The 17,987-nt window shown below is 35.7% G+C and carries 20 protein-coding genes; 14 read left to right on the plus strand and 6 right to left on the minus strand.

All coding sequences use genetic code 11. The annotated features are described in order from the left end of the window. Positions 1–65: 65 nt before the first annotated feature. Positions 66–1,121 (plus strand): calcium/proton exchanger, encoded by a 1,056-nt coding sequence (gene cax, locus BGI23_RS02420; protein WP_000482144.1) that lies wholly within the window; start codon positions 66–68, stop codon positions 1,119–1,121. A gap of 81 nt (positions 1,122–1,202) precedes the next feature. After that, complete coding sequence (locus tag BGI23_RS02425) at positions 1,203–2,000, plus strand: YfkD famly protein (RefSeq protein ID WP_001992424.1); 798 nt, start codon at positions 1,203–1,205, stop codon at positions 1,998–2,000. Positions 2,001–2,034: 34 nt separating this feature from the next. Here BGI23_RS02425 and yfkAB read toward each other — a convergent pair whose 3' ends face one another. Next, positions 2,035–3,162 carry a radical SAM/CxCxxxxC motif protein YfkAB gene (gene yfkAB, locus BGI23_RS02430; RefSeq protein ID WP_070805156.1) on the minus strand — a complete coding sequence of 376 codons (1,128 nt, stop codon included), beginning with the start codon at positions 3,160–3,162 and terminating at the stop codon, positions 2,035–2,037. 213 nt (positions 3,163–3,375) lie between these two features. Between yfkAB and BGI23_RS02435 the strand changes: the two genes are divergently transcribed. From BGI23_RS02435 to truA, 6 genes are all read left to right on the plus strand, one after another. Beyond that, a complete protein-coding gene (locus BGI23_RS02435) occupies positions 3,376–3,558 on the plus strand; it encodes an SE1561 family protein (RefSeq protein WP_000513558.1) in 183 nt (60 codons plus the stop codon). Between the two features lie 206 nt (positions 3,559–3,764). Beyond that, positions 3,765–5,285, plus strand: a complete 1,521-nt coding sequence (gene fumA / locus BGI23_RS02440) for a class I fumarate hydratase (protein WP_000413516.1) — start codon at positions 3,765–3,767, stop codon at positions 5,283–5,285. A 126-nt stretch (positions 5,286–5,411) separates the two neighbouring features. Next, positions 5,412–6,194, plus strand: coding sequence for a delta-lactam-biosynthetic de-N-acetylase (pdaA, locus tag BGI23_RS02445; protein WP_000681212.1), 783 nt, complete (start codon positions 5,412–5,414; stop codon positions 6,192–6,194). A 59-nt stretch (positions 6,195–6,253) separates the two neighbouring features. Next, positions 6,254–7,117, plus strand: coding sequence for a DNA-3-methyladenine glycosylase family protein (locus tag BGI23_RS02450; protein WP_044790801.1), 864 nt, complete (start codon positions 6,254–6,256; stop codon positions 7,115–7,117). A gap of 10 nt (positions 7,118–7,127) precedes the next feature. After that, complete coding sequence (gene rlmD / locus BGI23_RS02455) at positions 7,128–8,507, plus strand: 23S rRNA (uracil(1939)-C(5))-methyltransferase RlmD (RefSeq protein WP_000615206.1); 1,380 nt, start codon at positions 7,128–7,130, stop codon at positions 8,505–8,507. A gap of 56 nt (positions 8,508–8,563) precedes the next feature. Further along, positions 8,564–9,301: a tRNA pseudouridine(38-40) synthase TruA gene (gene truA, locus BGI23_RS02460; protein ID WP_001067308.1), complete on the plus strand. Its 738-nt coding sequence runs from the start codon at positions 8,564–8,566 to the stop codon at positions 9,299–9,301. A 52-nt stretch (positions 9,302–9,353) separates the two neighbouring features. Here the strand turns inward: truA and BGI23_RS02465 are convergent, their stop codons facing one another. Both BGI23_RS02465 and BGI23_RS02470 read right to left on the minus strand, forming a co-directional pair. Continuing rightward, positions 9,354–9,551, minus strand: coding sequence for a hypothetical protein (locus BGI23_RS02465; RefSeq protein WP_044790800.1), 198 nt, complete (start codon positions 9,549–9,551; stop codon positions 9,354–9,356). 149 nt (positions 9,552–9,700) lie between these two features. Then, a complete protein-coding gene (locus tag BGI23_RS02470; protein WP_070805157.1) occupies positions 9,701–11,104 on the minus strand; it encodes a sigma-54 interaction domain-containing protein in 1,404 nt (467 codons plus the stop codon). A 274-nt stretch (positions 11,105–11,378) separates the two neighbouring features. Here BGI23_RS02470 and BGI23_RS02475 point away from each other — a divergent pair, with 274 nt between their 5' ends. The 3 genes from BGI23_RS02475 (at position 11,379) to BGI23_RS02485 (ending at position 14,530) form a co-directional block, all read left to right on the plus strand. Further along, complete coding sequence (locus tag BGI23_RS02475) at positions 11,379–11,633, plus strand: biotin/lipoyl attachment domain-containing protein (protein ID WP_000859492.1); 255 nt, start codon at positions 11,379–11,381, stop codon at positions 11,631–11,633. A 99-nt stretch (positions 11,634–11,732) separates the two neighbouring features. Continuing rightward, the gene (locus tag BGI23_RS02480) at positions 11,733–13,154 is read left to right on the plus strand and encodes an amino acid permease (RefSeq protein ID WP_044790798.1); all 1,422 of its coding nucleotides are present in this window, start codon (positions 11,733–11,735) and stop codon (positions 13,152–13,154) included. Positions 13,155–13,249: 95 nt separating this feature from the next. Continuing rightward, positions 13,250–14,530: an acetylornithine deacetylase gene (locus tag BGI23_RS02485; RefSeq protein ID WP_044790797.1), complete on the plus strand. Its 1,281-nt coding sequence runs from the start codon at positions 13,250–13,252 to the stop codon at positions 14,528–14,530. A 94-nt stretch (positions 14,531–14,624) separates the two neighbouring features. On the opposite strand, the gene BGI23_RS02490 is transcribed toward BGI23_RS02485, so the two are convergent. After that, entirely contained in the window at positions 14,625–15,278 is a 654-nt protein-coding gene (locus BGI23_RS02490) for a helix-turn-helix domain-containing protein (protein ID WP_001123720.1), read from the minus strand. A gap of 129 nt (positions 15,279–15,407) precedes the next feature. On the opposite strand from BGI23_RS02490, the gene ytaF reads away from it, so the two are divergent. Next, positions 15,408–16,019 carry a sporulation membrane protein YtaF gene (gene ytaF, locus BGI23_RS02495; protein ID WP_000100718.1) on the plus strand — a complete coding sequence of 204 codons (612 nt, stop codon included), beginning with the start codon at positions 15,408–15,410 and terminating at the stop codon, positions 16,017–16,019. 114 nt (positions 16,020–16,133) lie between these two features. Further along, on the plus strand, positions 16,134–16,292 hold the full coding sequence (locus BGI23_RS28260; RefSeq protein WP_000532409.1) for a hypothetical protein: 159 nt from the start codon (positions 16,134–16,136) through the stop codon (positions 16,290–16,292). Positions 16,293–16,315: 23 nt separating this feature from the next. Here BGI23_RS28260 and BGI23_RS02505 read toward each other — a convergent pair whose 3' ends face one another. Then, the gene (locus BGI23_RS02505) at positions 16,316–16,657 is read right to left on the minus strand and encodes a DUF3969 family protein (RefSeq protein WP_000766603.1); all 342 of its coding nucleotides are present in this window, start codon (positions 16,655–16,657) and stop codon (positions 16,316–16,318) included. Between the two features lie 175 nt (positions 16,658–16,832). Next, on the minus strand, positions 16,833–17,762 hold the full coding sequence (glsA, locus tag BGI23_RS02515; protein WP_001149852.1) for a glutaminase A: 930 nt from the start codon (positions 17,760–17,762) through the stop codon (positions 16,833–16,835). A 69-nt stretch (positions 17,763–17,831) separates the two neighbouring features. Between glsA and BGI23_RS28890 the strand changes: the two genes are divergently transcribed. Then, positions 17,832–17,945: a hypothetical protein gene (locus tag BGI23_RS28890; RefSeq protein ID WP_002020305.1), complete on the plus strand. Its 114-nt coding sequence runs from the start codon at positions 17,832–17,834 to the stop codon at positions 17,943–17,945. The last annotated feature ends 42 nt before the right edge of the window (positions 17,946–17,987 follow it).

Raw genomic sequence — 17,987 nt, forward strand, 5'->3', positions numbered from 1 at the left:
GACAAGTTAGGAGAAGAATAATAATAATATCGAGGAGAAATACATACGATGGAAGGATGAAAAGCATGTTTAATAAAATATTTCTTATAGTGGCGCTTATAGGTGTACCATTGTCTGTACTTGGGAAAACACTTCATTGGCCTCAAACAATTATGTTTGCTGTGTATTGTATTACGATTATCGCATTAGCGGGTTTTATGGGGAGAGCGACAGAAAGTTTGGCAATTGTATCTGGTCCTAGAATAGGTGGATTATTAAATGCTACTTTCGGTAACGCTGTTGAACTAATCATTTCGATTTTTGCACTACAGGCAGGATTAATTGAAGTTGTGTTAGCTTCTTTAACAGGTTCTGTACTTGGAAATTTATTATTAGTAGGAGGGCTATCCTTCTTTGTGGGAGGGCTTAAATATAAAAGACAAAGTTTTAATGTATATGATGCAAGGCATAATTCGGCTTTATTAATCTTTGCTGTAGTAGTAGCATTTGTTATTCCAGAGATTTTTTCAATGAAAATGGACGCTGGAAAGACGTATCAATTAAGTATTGGTGTCTCGATTATTATGATTATTATGTACCTTGCTGCATTGCTATTTAAGTTAGTTACGCACCGTGGTGTATATCAGCATAAAAGTGATGAAGTCGCTCATGAGGAAGAACCAGAGTGGTCGAAAGGGAAAGCATTACTCATTTTAGCGATAGCAACAATTGCGGTAGCTTATGTGTCAGAGGCGCTCGTGCATACATTTGAGACAGTTGCAAAATCATTTGGTTGGTCAGAATTGTTTATAGGTGTTATTATCGTTGCGATTGTTGGAAATGCAGCAGAACATGCATCTGCAATTATTATGGCGTATAAAAATAAAGTAAATATTGCAGTTGAGATTGCGATAGGTTCTACATTACAAATTGCCATGTTTGTTGCTCCTGTATTAGTACTGCTTTCTATGTTTTTCACGCAAAGGATGCCTTTAGTATTTACAATACCAGAACTTGTTTCTATGATTACAGCTGTTTTCTTAACGATTGCGATTTCAAATGATGGAGATACGAACTGGTTTGAAGGCGGTACTTTATTAGCTGCGTATGTCATTATGGGAATTGGTTTTTATTTATTATGAAAAATAGGCATAACAATTGTGCTCAGAGAAAACAATAAACGAAGTAGTATATATACCTTTATGTAGGAAGGAGCCAGACAGGTGAAACGAGTATACAGCATATGTCTTTCAACTATGGTCTCGTTTATTTTATTATTTCCTAACAGTGGCTTTGCAAAGACAACAGTAGAAACAAAAATGCCTTCATCTGTTTTAAATATTTCTAAAGACAATACGTTTCCAAATGATGCGCAAGATTTACCGCGTTTACAGCCGAGTAAGTTTGCTCAAGAATTATTAAAAACAGCAAATATTAAAATTGAAAATCCGGACTTAATTCGAATGTTTAATGAAACAACAATTTCGAATGCGCCGCTTGCGGTAGGGTACCGAGCAAAGATTTATTTAGGGCAATGGGCTTTACATTATGAATCGATTGATACATCGGTTAATTGGGAATATAAACAAGTAAATCGCAATGTGTACGATAATCGCGGAGGAGATCGCCTATATCCACTACGCTATAAGCAAGAAACACAAAAGACGGTTGAAGGTGATTTAACAGCAGATATGAAAGATGCTGCAGATGTGAAAAAAATGATGCTTCTCAAAGCACTTGAAAAAGTACAATTGCCACTTTCATTTAAAACGACTATTGGTTATGGTACAGGGCATGAGCGTGTGTATAATATTAGTCCGAGTCAACTTGGATATTTATATGCTTATACACCAGCAGTAAATGAAAAAGGGAAAGTAACATTTGGAGAAGTATATCTCGTATTAAAAGGAAATCAAAAAAGGCTTGTTGTAAAAAATATTACTTCTCAAGGAATTGGAGCCGCTATCCCAATTCATGATCATTTATATTTTAAATTCATTTCTTCTTCTCATTCGCAATAAGATAAAAAACGTCAGCTTATAAGCTGACGTTTTTTTATAATGTAATATTTGCTGTTTTTGATAAGAAATCTTCGGTTGGATAGTAGCTGTTTTTTACAAGAACATTCGGTCCAAGACATTTTACTGCTGGACAGTGACAGCTTAATGATTTTGCTGTTTTTGAAGCGCTCCATTTTTCATACGCTTCTTGTAACGTATTTGTTTGAATGTTACCTAGAAGTGGAACATCACCAAAGTCCGTTACAATAATATTTCCATCAAAAATATTTACATTTAAACGAGAACGGCCATCGGGATCGTTACGAACAGTTACATTTTTGCTCTTTTGTAATTTTTTAAATGTGGCAATGTCTCGCTCATCATCGCTACAAGCATAGAAAGGTAAAGTTCCAAATAACATCCATACATTTTCATCGCGAATTTCTAGTAAATGCTCAATTGCATCACGAATTTCAGATTTTGTTAAAATCTCTAGATTACTCGCGAAGTCACTTGGATACATTGGGTGAACCTCATGACGTTTACATCCCATTTCATCAACGATTTGACGATGAATATGCTCAATGTGTGGTAGAGTTCGTTTATTCAACATCGTTTCGGCTGATATGAGTACACCTGCATCTGATAGAGCTTTACTATTTGTGATCATACGTTCAAATAATTTTGCACGCTGTTCATACGTAGGTTTACGCTCCATCATTGCAAATCCGCCTTCAACGAAGTCGTCAATTGTTCCCCAGTTATGAGATATATGCAATACGTCTAAATAGGGAATAATTTGTTCGTAACGTGCTAAATCTATAGTTAAGTTTGAGTTGATTTGAGTGCGAACACCTCGTTCGTGGGCGTATTTTAAGAGTGGTGTTACATAGTTGTCGACGGATTTTTTTGAAAGCATAGGTTCTCCGCCAGTAATACTTAAAGAACGTAAATGAGGAATCTCATCTAATCGTTTTAATAAAAGATCCATCGGAAGCGGATTCGGGTCTTTCGGCTGTAACGTGTAACCAACAGCGCAATGCTCACAGCGCATATTGCATAACGTCGTTGTTGTAAACTCAACATTTGTTAATAGTAGTTTGCCGTACTCTTCAAGGTCCATATACGCTTCCCATGGATCGTAAGAAGGAGTAATCGGCTTCATTTTTTGTGATATCGTCATATGAAATACTCCTTTGACTATTGAAATAACAATTTGTCCATCCTCTATAATAGAAGAATATGTGCTTTTTATAAAGCGAAACTTTTTAGAGGAAAAAGAGAGAGGGCTTACATTATAGTGAATAACCGTGACAAAATTGATGAAATTACATACCCATTGTAATCATTTTTGCGGTATAATAAAAGCAACTCGAATTAAAAGGAGAGTGCCTTCATGGGAAAAGCAATTCAAGATAAAGATACACAATTAGTATATTTAAAAGAACGTTTAAATATGTTCATTGAAGTAATTGATACAATTGAACCTGAAGAAGTAGAATTAGAAGATGTAGATCGTCTTCTTGCAATGCTAGATGAATTAGAATTAAAATGTGAGCAATTTAAAAAAGACGAATAATATATTAAAAAGGCTGCCAATTCCAATTTGGTAGCCTTTTTCTGTGCGGATAATAGAAGGACGATAGAAAAAGAGGTATAATCAAGTTGTGAAAAATTTCATGTATGCTTGAATAGCGTGAAAGAAATAAAAAGCTGAAGAGCATAACAATGGAATTTTCAGCTCATAACGTTTTGGTAGCGTTCACAATTGAGGGGGAAGTAACAATGGAAAAGCTTCAAGAAAGCATGTATCAACTAATTGTTGAAACGTCAACGAACTTACCGAAAGATGTTCGTCGTGCGATTCAACAAGCGAAAGAGCGAGAAAATGCAGGGACTCGTTCTGCGATGGCACTTGGCACAATTACAAATAATATTAAAATGGCTGATGATAACATCTCGCCAATTTGCCAAGATACAGGGATGCCAACGTTTAAAATTTATACACCAGTTGGTGTGAATCAATTAAAGTTGAAGGAAGCTATCTATAATGCGCTTGAGCGGGCGACAAAAGATGGTAAACTTCGTCCAAATTCTGTTGATTCTCTTTTTGGAGACAATAGTGGAAATAATTTAGGACCAGGTACACCGGTTATTAAGTTTGAACAATGGGAAAAAGATTATATTGATGCACGTTTAATCCTAAAGGGGGGTGGCTGTGAGAATAAAAATATTCAGTATAGCTTACCGTGTGAACTAGAAGGACTTGGACGAGCTGGCCGTGATTTAGAAGGGATTCGTAAATGCCTTCTTCATGCAGTATATCAAGCACAAGGTCAAGGATGTAGTGCAGGTGTAATTGGTGTTGGTATCGGGGGAGACCGCACATCAGGTTACGAATTAGCAAAAAATCAATTATTCCGTACATTAGATGATGTCAATCCAATCCCAGAATTACAACAACTTGAAGAATATGTATTAGAAAATGCGAATAAGCTTGGCATTGGTACGATGGGATTTGGCGGAGAAACAACTTTACTTGGCTGTAAAATTGGCGTGTATAACCGTCTGCCAGCTAGTTTCTACGTATCTGTGGCGTATAATTGCTGGGCATACCGTCGCCTTGGTGTAACAATCCATCCTGAAACAGGTGAAATTATGGATTGGTTATATCAAGAAGGTGAAGATACACTGGAGCAAGAAGTACAAGAAAAAACGGAGCAGCGTGAAATTGTATTACAAGCGCCAATTACAGAAGAGCAAATTCGTGAACTTCGTGTTGGTGATGTTGTAACAATTAATGGCATGATGTATACAGGTCGTGACGCAATTCATAAGCATTTAATGGATAATGATTGTCCAGTAGATTTAAATGGACAAATTATTTACCACTGTGGTCCAGTTGTTGTGAAAGATGACAATGACAATTGGCAAATTAAAGCGGCAGGTCCAACGACAAGTATTCGTGAAGAACCGTACCAAGGTGATATTATGAAGAAATTCGGTATTAGAGCTGTCATTGGAAAAGGCGGCATGGGTGCGAAAACATTAGCAGCTTTAGAAGAACACGGCGGTGTATATTTAAACGCAATTGGTGGTGCAGCGCAATATTATGCTGAATGTATTAAAGAAGTGAAAGATGTTGATTTCTTACAATTTGGTATTCCAGAGGCAATGTGGCATTTACGTATCGATGGATTTAAAGCAGTTGTAACAATGGATTCTCACGGTAATAGCTTACATGCAGATGTTGATAAAACATCACTTGAAAAATTAGCTAGCTTTAAAGAGCCAGTATTTAAGTAAACAAAAATGCATCTCGAACGATTCGAGATGCATTTTTTTGGTATATATAGAAAAACATGTTCAGCATGAAAGAATGCGTAGCAACAGAAACTACGAGTACGATTATATATGGAAAGGAGACTATTTATGAAACATAAATGGTTATATATCGGTCTCATTTTTTCAATTATGATGGCACTTGTTCCAGTTTCGGCATTAGCTTATACAAATACTCCACATAACTGGGGAATCCCGCGTCCTAAAAATGAAACAGTACCAGATGCAGGAAAGTTATATACAGATTTACTACAAAAAAATGGCGGGTTTTATTTAGGGGATACGAAGAAAAAAGATATTTATTTAACATTTGATAATGGTTATGAGAATGGATACACAGGGAAAATCTTAGACGTATTAAAAGAGAAAAAAGTACCAGCAACTTTCTTTGTAACGGGGCATTACATTAAAACACAAAAAGATTTATTGTTAAGAATGAAGAATGAAGGACACATTATTGGAAACCATTCTTGGAGTCATCCTGATTTCACAGCGGTAAATGATGAGAAACTTCGTGAAGAATTAACGAGTGTAACGGAAGAAATTAAAAAAGTAACTGGGCAAAAAGAAGTGAAATATGTACGTCCCCCGCGCGGCGTATTTAGTGAAAGAACGTTAGCTCTTACGAAAGAAATGGGCTACTATAATGTATTTTGGTCACTTGCATTTTTGGATTGGAAAGTAGATCAGCAAAGAGGATGGCAATATGCGCATAATAATGTTATGACGATGATTCATCCAGGATCTATTTTATTACTTCATGCAATATCAAAAGATAATGCAGAAGCACTTGCAAAAATCATTGATGATTTGCGCGAGAAAGGGTATCATTTTAAAAGTCTAGATGACTTAGTAAAAAGCAATCAACCGTAAGCATGTATGCTTGCGGTTTTCTCATGCTATAATGATGTGTAAAAAGGATGGGGAAACGTATGTGGAGCGAACATGTTACGTTAGAGTATCCGTATCATTTTGAAGAAGTATTAAAACGTTTATCTTTTGATCCTCTTAACGTCATTCAATTAGATGAGAAAGTTATTTATGTCCCGATTTGTATAGACGAGGAACAGATTGTTGTTCGCCTGCAAGGGATTGGTACTGTTCAAAATCCACAGTTTTGGATTTCTAGTCAGACAGGAGATCCAGAGAAAGTTATGAAACGAATGAGGGCCATTTTTCATTGGAATGAACCGTTTCAAGATATACAAAATCATTTTTTAAACACATCATTACGTCCACTATTTGAAACATATGCTTATACTCCAATTATTTTAGAGTTTGATTATTTTGCTTGTCTTCTTCGTTGTATCATTCATCAACAAATAAATTTGAAATTTGCTACTGTGTTAACAGAACAGTTTGTGAAACGATATGGAACAGAGAAGAACGGTGTATTCTTTTTCCCAACGCCAGAAGTAGTAGCAAATATTTCAATAGAGGAATTGAGAGAGCAGAAGTTTAGTCAGCGAAAGGCTGAATATATAGTAGGATTAGGGCGAAGTATTGTCAGCGGTACATTAAATTTAGCGAGTATAGAAACCAGGGCGGAAGAAGAGGTTACAGCACAATTGTTACCAATTAGGGGGATTGGTGCATGGACAGTGCAAAACTTTTTAATGTTTGGGCTTGGACGGAAAAATATGTTTCCGAAAGCAGACATTGGGATTCAGCGTGCAGTACAAGGTGTATTTCAATTAGATGAGAAACCTGATGATGCATTTTTAGAAAACGTGAAACAAGAGTGTGAACCATACTGCAGTTATGCAGCGTTATATTTATGGAAAAGTATAGAGTAGAGGTGTAATAATGATACAAAAGCAACATGAGAGTAAGTTGGAAGTTGGTCAAACGTTTCCTGTGACAATTAAACGTCTTGGGATTAACGGAGAAGGCGTTGGTTATTTTAAGAGACAAGTTGTTTTCATTCCCGGGGCATTACCAGGAGAAGAAGTTGTTGCTGAAACGACGAAAATTCAGCGTGGCTTCGCTGAAGCGAAAGTGAAAAAAGTTCGTAAAGCTTCACCACATCGTGTGAAAGCACCATGTCCGGTATACGAAGAGTGCGGCGGTTGCCAATTGCAACATTTAGATTATAAAGAACAATTAAATCAAAAGCGTGATATCGTTGTACAAGCATTTGAGAAGTATATGAAAAACAGTATGGAAGAGAAAATTCGTCCGACGCTTGGCATGGAAAATCCATGGCATTATCGTAATAAGAGTCAATTACAAGTGGGGCGTAAAGACGAAAAGGTTATTACAGGGCTGTATAAACAAAACTCACATCAGTTAATTGATATTGCTCATTGTATGATTCAACATAAAGCAACGAATGAAGCGACAAAAGTTGTAAGACGTATTTTAGAAAAATTAAATGTTTCTATTTACAATGAGAAAAAACAAAAAGGTTTAGTACGTACAATTGTGACACGTACTGCAGTTCAAACAGGGGAAGTACAAGTTACACTGATTACAACAAAAGAAGAGTTGCCAAATAAAGAACAATTTATTGCAGAAGTACAAAAACAGATGCCAGCTGTTAAATCGATTATGCAAAATGTAAACTGGCGTAAAACATCTGTTATTTTCGGTGATAAAACATTTAAATTAGCTGGAAAAGAAGTAATTCAAGAAACACTTGGTGATTTATCATTTGAACTATCAGCACGTGCATTCTTCCAGTTGAATCCAGAACAAACGGTTGTTTTATACAATGAAGCGAAAAAAGCGGCTGCTTTAACAGGAAATGAGAAAATTGTAGATGCGTATTGTGGTGTTGGTACAATCGGACTTTGGCTTGCAAATGATGCGGCGGAAGTACGTGGTATGGATGTAATTCCAGAAGCGATTGCAGATGCAAGAAAAAATGCGAAGCGTCACGGATTTACAAATACGAAATATGAAGCAGGTAAAGCTGAACAATGGTTACCGAAATGGGTAAAAGAAGGATGGCGTCCAGATGTAATTGTTGTCGATCCACCTCGTACAGGTTGCGATGATAAATTATTGGAAACAATTTTAAAGGTGAAGCCGAAACAAGTTGTTTATGTATCTTGTAATCCTTCTTCATTAGCTCGTGATGTACAAGCATTAATGAAGAGTTATGAAGTGGAGTATGTGCAACCAGTTGATATGTTCCCGCATACAGCTCATGTAGAAAATGTAGTGAAGCTTGTTAGAAAGTAGAGTTTATTCATATTCCCTCACGATATGAGGGAATATTTTCTATGAAGGAGAGTAAAATGAATAATTATAAATTAACGATTCAGTACGATGGTGCACGTTTTAAAGGATGGCAACGTCTCGGTAATAACGATAATACGATTCAAGGAAAAATCGAAAGTGTTATATCTGAAATGGTCGGAAAAGAAATTGAAATTATCGGTTGCAGTAGAACTGACGCTGGTGTGCATGCTTTGAATCAAGTTGCTAACTTTCAAAGTGATGAAAAGTTAGTGGAACATAAAGTGAAAAAATATTTGAATCAATATTTACCAAATGATATTAGCATTACGAACGTGGAAGAAGTACAAGACCGCTTCCATGCTCGTTACAATTCTAAAGCAAAAACATATCTTTATAAGATTTGGAATGAAGAGCATACAAATCCATTTATGCGTAAATACAGCATGCATGTGAATAAAAAATTAAATGTGAAAAGCATGAAAGAAGCTGCGAAACATTTAGTTGGTTCACATGACTTTACTGCTTTTTCAAATGCGAAATCAAAGAAAAAGTCTATGGTTCGAGAAGTATATACACTTGAAGTGATGGAAGAAGCAGGATTTGTACAAATTAGAGTAAGTGGTAACGGATTCCTTCATAACATGGTACGAAAAATTGTTGGAGCATTAATTGAAGTTGGATTAGGACAATTAGATGCAGAAGCAATTCCACACATTTTAGAGTCGAAACAACGCAATCAAATTAATTGCCTTGCTGAGGCAAGTGGTTTGTATTTGGAGAATGTTGAGTTTTAATAGTCAGTAAAAAAATCGAGCTGTGTAGGCTCGATTTTTTTATGTTTTGGCGTTAAGAAGATTTCTCTTTCTTCATACGTATCTTCAAATTCCAAAAAACAGCAAGCATAATAGCTGCAAAAGAGCCGCTAATTGTTGCTAATAGTTTTGCATAAGGATAGGCGTTTATATCAACTAGTAACATCATACATACAATGGTAGGGAAGAAGGCTAAGTATTGTAATAACTTTAATTTGTTATCATTACTCATATATATCGTTCCTTTCTAGTATGTTATATTTTTATTATAGCATATTTTACCAAATGTTTATTTGTACATTAAAGCAGATTTCTGCTATATGAATAAGCAATAAAAGTCGAATAGGTGAGAGTTAGTAATCGACTCATTCAAGTTTCATTTCATATGTGTAAATGCAGTTTTTTAATTCGATATTGTAAGTTTTGCCTACTTAATCCTAAAAACTTTGCAGCTTGTGAAATATTACCGTGATACTCTTTCAGAATTTGAGTGATGTAGTTCTTTTCCATTGCTTCTATTGTGTGTTTTAACGTTTTAGGTCTATCAGTATCGTTATTAGTTAGGAAAGGTTGCGTATTGGATTCTTTTTTTATTTGTTCACGAAAGCGAGTAGGAAGATGAAACGCCGTAATAATATTTTCATCTTCAACCAAGTTCATTGAACCTTCAATGATATGTTCCAATTCTCGGACGTTTCCAGGCCAATCATATGCATACAAGAATTCTCTTACATGTATATCTACATCCGTTACAGCGAGTCCAAATTGAATGTTGTACTTTTCGATAAAGTGCTGAACAAGAGCGGAAATATCTTCTTTTCGTTCACGTAAAGGCGGGAGGCATAAAGTAACGACGCTTAATCGGTAATATAAGTCTTCCCGTAATCGATTATGTGTAATAGCTTCAAGGGGGTCTTCATTAATAGTTGCTATAATACGAACATCAATTTCTTTTTCTTGTGTGCCCCCGATTCTTCGTATTGTTTTTTCTTGTATAGCTCGCAGTAACTTCGCTTGAAGTGCTGGACTTAATGAGTTGATCTCATCTAATAACAAAGTTCCTCCGTTCGCTTCTTCAAATAAACCAGCTTTATCGATTGCTCCTGTAAATGCCCCCCGGTTCGTACCAAATAATAAACTTTCCATTAACGTATCAGGTATAGCGGCACAGTTTTGTGAAATAAATGGTTTGCCTGAACGCTGACTTTCATTATGGATACTTTGTGCAAATAGTTCTTTTCCAGTTCCTGTTTCTCCTACGAGAAGTATGGAGGAGGATGTACGAATTACCCTTTTTCCTTCCGCAATGGTTGATTGAATGGCTTCAGAATCACCAATTATGTGATCAAAGGTAAATTTAGTGTTTTGTTTTCGGGAAGAGTCCATTTTTATTGTTTGCTTTAAGTGATTCATCTCTTTTGAAATTTCAATAGCGCCTTTAATTTTTCCATTTTCTATTATAGGGAAAGTATCGTTAATCGTCGTAATTTCTTGCCCTTTATTGTTAAAGTACGTTTGTTTTATATTTTTGTTTGTTTTTCCTAATTTTAATGCTTCTATAAGAGTACTATTTTTATTTTCTTCAAATGCGAATACTTCTAAAGGACTTTTATATAGCACATCTGAGCGCTCCATTGATTCAATTTCCATCATTTTACGGTTATAGATAATCGTTTTACCTTCCTCATTAATAATATGAATCCCGATATCGAGTTCATTGAGCAAAGTTTCATATAGCATATTCATTTCAATGATCTGTTTCAAATTAATTTCTTCTGTACGCATAGATTATCTTCTCCTCATTTCACCCTATGAAGACTGACTTTTTATAATTTTATTAAAATTCTTATAAAATCGCAAAATTTTTTTGCGATTTTCCTTTTAAAACTTCTTACACGGTAGAAAAAATTTGCGGTTATGAAGATTTTTTTGTGAGGAACCCTCATTTTAAATAGGAATTTAAGATTGGTACGCATTTTGCATAAAGAATAGTTGAAATTTTTAAAGGAGGGATATGCAACGTTTCAGTACCAATTAATAAGAAGGAGGAGTGTATAAAGTGAAGACGGTTATAGAAGGCGTGTATAGTCCTTGTTACGGGAAAGTTGAGAAGTTATTTGTTACGGAAAGTTCTTACGTATACGAATGGGAGAAATTAGCGTTAATTGAAACAATAGATAAACAGAAAGTAGAAATTAAGGTAGGAATCAGTGGATATATCGAGTCATTAGAAGTAGTAGAAGGACAAGCTATCGCTGATAAAAAGTTATTAATAACAGTGAGGGATGATCTTTTAATAACAGGTAGTGATTAATACTATGTATTTTGCTCTTTTCAATAATTATTTTTCGTATAAAAAATTTTAAAAACGCTTACATGAAATGGGTTTCCAAAGGGAAAAGGGGGGATTTTTATGATGGATCAAAACCAAGGATTAAAAAGGGAATTGAAAAGCAGACACATATTTATGATTGCACTTGGAGGAGTTATTGGTACCGGACTTTTTTTAGGATCGGGGTATACAATTCATGAAGCTGGGCCTGGAGGAGCGATTGTAGCTTATCTTGTTGGAGGATTTGTTATGTATTTAACGATGCTCTGTCTCGGGGAATTAGCTGTTGCGATGCCTGACGCAGGATCTTATCAAACGTATGCGACGAAGCATATTTCCCCTGCAGCGGGTTATGTAGTCGGATGGATGTCGTGGCTAAACTGGTCGGCTACAATAGGTATTGAATTAATTGCAGTTAGTATTTTAATGAAACGATGGTTTCCTGATGTACCGTCTTGGATTTGGTGCGTAGTGTTTGCGGCATTACTTTTTGCTATTAATGCGTTATCTTCAAGAAGTTTTGCAGAAGTTGAATTTTGGTTTGCAAGTATTAAAGTCATTACAATCATTGCATTTATTATTTTGGGCGGGGCAGCAATGTTTGGTTTTCTAGATATGAAAGGAAATGAACCAGCACCAATGTTTTCTAGCTTTACTGATTATGGTGGGTTGTTTCCAAATGGATTATCCGCTATTTTAATTACGATGATTGCTGTTAATTTTTCCTTCCAAGGAACAGAGCTGGTTGGTATTGCAGCTGGGGAGAGTGAAAATCCAGAGAAAACGATCCCGAAGGCAATTAATAATACAGTTTGGCGTATACTTGTGTTCTTTGTATTATCTATTTTCATTCTTGCAGGATTATTCCCATGGCAACAAGCAGGAGTGATAGAAAGTCCATTCGTAGTTGTATTTGATAAAATTGGTATTCCTTATGCAGCCGATATTATCAATTTCGTTATTATTACAGCGGTTCTATCCGTTGCGAATTCAGGATTATATGCAACTTCTCGTATGCTATGGTCTATGTCTAATCAAGGAATGATTAGTCCGATTTTCGGTAAGTTATCTAAAAATGGTGTTCCTATTTATGCATTGATTGTAAGTACAATTGTAGGTTGCCTTTCATTACTATCAGGTATTTATGCGGAAGATACAGTTTATTTATGGCTACTTTCTATTGCCGGGTTCGGAGCGATATTAGTTTGGGCATCTATTGCTCTATCTAACTTATTAGCTAGAAGGTCATATGTGAAGCAGGGCGGAGATGTGAAAAACTTGAAATTTAAAACACCGCTGTATCCGTTCGTACCACTGCTTGCGTTAGTATTAAATGTAACGGTAATTGTTGGTATGGCCTTTATTCCAGAACAAAGAATGGCATTGTATTGTGGTATTCCCTTTATGATTGTTTGTTTACTGTTTTACCGTGCGACAAGAAATAAGGGGAGTAACTTGGAGCATATTGAAAAGACAAATACAACAGAAGTAGAAAGTTTATAATATTGAGTAATTCGGAGACTGTAAAATTGTAAACAGTCTCTTTTTTTGTGAAAATAAAGCTGGAAACATACTACGTATGCAAAGGGGAATTAGCGATGAATGAAGAAGTTGCACAGCTATTAGAACAGATTGATCTACGAAAAAATGAGTTACTAGAGCTTACAAAAACATTAATTCGTTTTGAAACACCAGCACCGCCGGCGAGAAATACAAATGAGGCGCAAGAATTTGTTGCACAGTTTTTAAGAAAACGAAATTTTAGTGTTGATAAATGGGATGTATATCCGAATGACCCGAACGTTGTTGGGGTGAAAAAAGGGACAGAAAGTGACACACATAAAAGTCTTATTATTAATGGACATATGGATGTAGCTGAAGTATCAGCAGATGAGGCGTGGGAAACGAATCCGTTTGAGCCATTTATAAAAGATGGTTGGTTAGTTGGACGTGGTGCAGCAGATATGAAAGGGGGACTGGCTGGGGCACTATTTGCTATTCAGCTTTTACAAGAAGCTGGCATTGAATTACCTGGAGATGTAATCTTTCAATCCGTAATTGGGGAAGAAGTTGGAGAGGCGGGAACACTTCAATGCTGTAAAAGGGGATATGAAGCTGATTTTGCAGTCGTAGTGGATACGAGTAATTTACATATGCAAGGACAGGGCGGCGTAATTACTGGATGGATTACTGTGAAAAGCCCGCAAACGTTTCATGATGCAACACGTAGGCAAATGATCCATGCAGGGGGGCGTTTATTCGGAGCGAGCGCGATTGAAAAAATGATGAAAATTGTGCAAAGTTTACAAGAATTAGAGCGTCACTGGGCAGTCATGAAAACATATGAAGGTTATCCGTCTGGAACAACAACAATTAATCCAGCTGTTATAGAAGGTGGAAGACATGCAGCGTTTATTGCCGATGAGTGCCGATTATGGATCACGGTGCACTTTTATCCGAATGAAACACATGAACAAATAATAAAAGAAATTGAAGAGTATATTGGGAAAGTGGCAGCTGCCGATCCATGGTTAAGTGAAAATCCACCGCAATTTAAGTGGGGCGGAGAATCAATGATTGTGGATCGTGGCGAAATTTTCCCTTCTTTAGAAATAGATAGTGAACATGCAGCTGTAAAAACGCTTAGCTCAGTACACGAATCAATTCTTTCTAAAAATGCAATTTTAGATATGTCTGCAACGGTAACGGATGGTGGTTGGTTTAGTGAATTTCATATTCCGGCCGTTATTTACGGACCAGGTACATTAGAGGAAGCTCATTCAATAAATGAGAAAGTAGAAATAGAACAGTTAATTGAATTTACAAAAGTAATAACAGCATTTATATACGAATGGTGTCATACGAAAAAAATAGATTAGTATGTTGAAATCGTACAGGTATGTATACTTGTACGATTTTTTAGTGAACTATTTCAGAGTTGGATAGAAACAACTGAAATAGTTCTTTATTTTTCTATGTCTTTCGTTTTAGCTCAATTAATTTCTCTTTCGCTAATTCAACAGCAATTGCATCATCTAAATAACCAATTGGAAAGAGATAGTCGGGAATGATATCTGTCGATAAAATGAAATACAGTAATGCGCCGCCAAGAACTGCACGCTCTTCTTTTGAAATCGTTTCATTGCAAAATTGTTGATACATATCCGTTAATTGTTCAATGAAAGGACCAGCGCTATCAATTTGTTCTAACTTGCTTGCAAAACTTTCATGAATACGTTTTTCACCCTCTGTTGTTTGCGCATATCGTTCATAGTTTTCAAGTTCTTGTTTTACGCGGGTTGTTGTGTAGTCGAAATCGAATAAGTTAGAGGATTGCAGCGTTTGCTGAATTGTATCAAGAGATGTGTACATATCCGTCTTTTCTTTATTAATGTGAGGAGAATCCGGATACATTTCATCAAATAACAATTGGGGTGGAACTTGCAGACATTCTGCGAATTTTTGTAGGTGTTTTTGTTTTGGCGGTTGTTTACCATTCATAATTCTTGAGATTGTTGCGGGATCAATATTTGTAAGCATTCCGAGTTGACGCATAGATAAGGCACGTTCTTTTAAAAGTTTTTTTATTAATCTACTAAGCCGCTCATTTGGATTTTCTTTAGGCATAGCGAAGGCACTCCTTTTTATTGTTGAAAAAATGTTGAGTATTTATTACATGTATATGAAACAGACAGGCACAGTTGCTCAACATTTTCATAAGATGCATTGAAAAGTGAGAAAAAGGGGTGGCTATTTATGAGTACGGCAGGTCTATTTTCAATTTTTTTAATTGGGATTGCTTCTAATTTAGATAATGCAGGTGTTGGGATTGCATATGGCATTCGTAAAATTAGAATTTCGTGGTTCAACAATTTTATTATCGCATTTTTTGGTTTTTTATTTACTTTATTAGCTGGATTTTTTGGGAACTGGATTGCGTTATTTATTTCAGAGTTTACAGCAAACTTGATTGGAGCAATCGTTTTAGCGATAATCGGTGTGTTTATTTTGTGCCAGCCTTTCTTGGGGCAAAGAAATACCGTAGGCTCTAAAGATGGTAATGTACTTATGGGAATTTTACGTGATCCAGAAAAAGCAGATTTTGATGGTTCTAAAACAATTAGTTTTTCAGAAGCAATTGTTTTAGGGATTGCGTTGTCTATTAATAATATTGCAGGTGGATTTGATGCTGGAGTAACAAACTTGAACCTTTGGCTTACAGCAACTATTTCTGGGGTGTTTAGTTTTATTTGCATAAGTGGCTTTGCGTATGTAGGAAAACGATATTTAGCAGAATACTTAGGGAAATGGGCTACGGTTATTGCGGGTGTGTTATTAATTCTTATCGGGATAGATCAGTTGTTGTAAGGAGAGTAGAAAACAAGGTTCGAGTATTTCCTTGGAAATACAGCAAGGGATTGCATATATCGACGTACTTTTCTCCATACTAATACGGATTTCTTTTAAGAAAGGGGGATTTGTATGGGACGTGGGAAAGCATTTGATCATAAGAAAAAAGGGCATGATCACCAACCACCTAAAGGTGCGTTCATTCATAAAGATGTAAATGAACATACTTTGGAAGAGGAAGAGCTACCAGTAAATATTGAAGCGTATAAAAATAGTTTGAAAAAACATTAAAAGCACCTACATAGGTGCTTTTTTTAACGTATATCTTCAATTAATTGTTCTGATTCTTCATGCATACTGTACTCACTTAATACTTGGATACAAAGCCACTTTAATTCTTCAATCGTATGTTCAAGTTCTTCAGGAAGCACATGATGAATGTCTTCAAGTCCCATTCCGAAATGAATAAGTTCAAGTACTTGATCATCGATGTTCCGATCCATTAATAGTTCAAGTACTTCTAAATTGAATATGTATCGGTGAGCTTCATCGAGTGAAACAACTTTTAGCTTTAAGCTTTCTACAATACTCAATATAAAAAGAAGAATTGTTTTTTCAAGAACAGGCTGTTTTCCCATTTGAAATATTAGCTTCATCTTTCACACCTCCACATATAGCGCTAGGTTGTACTATATTATTCAGGAGGGGGGAGCAAATATGCATGATATAGAGAAACTTTCAGTACGGTTTCAGTACGGTCATGGATAGCTGATAAAGTTAAGATTTTTATGAAATGAAAAAATCCTGCTAGTATAGCAGGATAGTTCTGAATTAAAAAATGCTCCAACCTTCTTGAGCAGAAAGAAGTTCAAGAATTTTAAAACCAGCGATACTATTTCCGTTTGCATCTAAAGCTGGTCCGAAAATACCAATTCCCATTTCGCCTTTTACACAGCCGAAAATGCCACCAGCTACACCACTTTTTGCGGGGATACCAACACGAATCGCAAATTCACCAGACTCGTTATACATACCGCATGTAACCATAAATGTTTTACAAATCTTTGTAATATGCTTAGGGATAATTTGTTTTTCCTTATATGGATCATATCCATCCATTGCAAAAATTAAACCGATACGTGCTAAATCGATACAGTTTACCTCAACTGCACATTGACGAGTGTATAAATCCATCAGTTCTTCGATATCACAATCAATAATTCCGTTTTGTTTCATATAGTAACAAAGTGAACGATTTAAGTAAGCTGTCTCTAATTCTGAATTCGCAACTTTAGAAGAATAATTAATAGTAGGATTATCTGTTATTTCACGTACGAAATGAAGAATGCGCTCCATTTTTTCTTCATTATCTTTACCTGCTAACATGCTTGTAATGGCTAGTGCCCCTGCATTAATCATTGGATTAAGTGGTTTAGAAGGACTTGTCGTTTCTAATTTAATAATAGAATTAAATGGATCACCGGTTGGTTCCATTCCAACTTTAGAAAATACATATTCTTCACCACGATCTAAAAGGGCAAGTGCAAGTGTAATTACTTTTGAAATACTTTGAAGAGTGAATAGTGTTTGTGAGTTGCCAGCATGGATGTATTCTGTTTCTTTATGAAAAATGGCAATCCCTAAATCATCTGGATTGGCATTTCCTAGTTCGGGGATATAAGTAGCAAGCTTTCCTTTTTTCGTATATGGTTTTACTTGTTCTAACAACTGTTGTAAGTTGTTTGTCTCAATGCACTGCATAGTACCAACGCTCCTATTTTGAATTAACTAAGTTTACTTTTCCCGATATGCTCGGAAATAAATAATAACATGAAAAAGTGGAATGATAAAACGAAAGTTGCATGTTCTATAGTGGGTCTTTCGTTTCGCGTATTTTGTAGTGAAAAAGGAGAAATTTCCTTTTATATAACAGTTTGGAAATAGGAGATTTATCCATAAAAAATTCAAAAATAAAAACTACACATC

Source organism: Bacillus sp. ABP14, assembly GCF_001831375.1.
GTDB classification, from domain to species: domain Bacteria; phylum Bacillota; class Bacilli; order Bacillales; family Bacillaceae_G; genus Bacillus_A; species Bacillus_A paranthracis.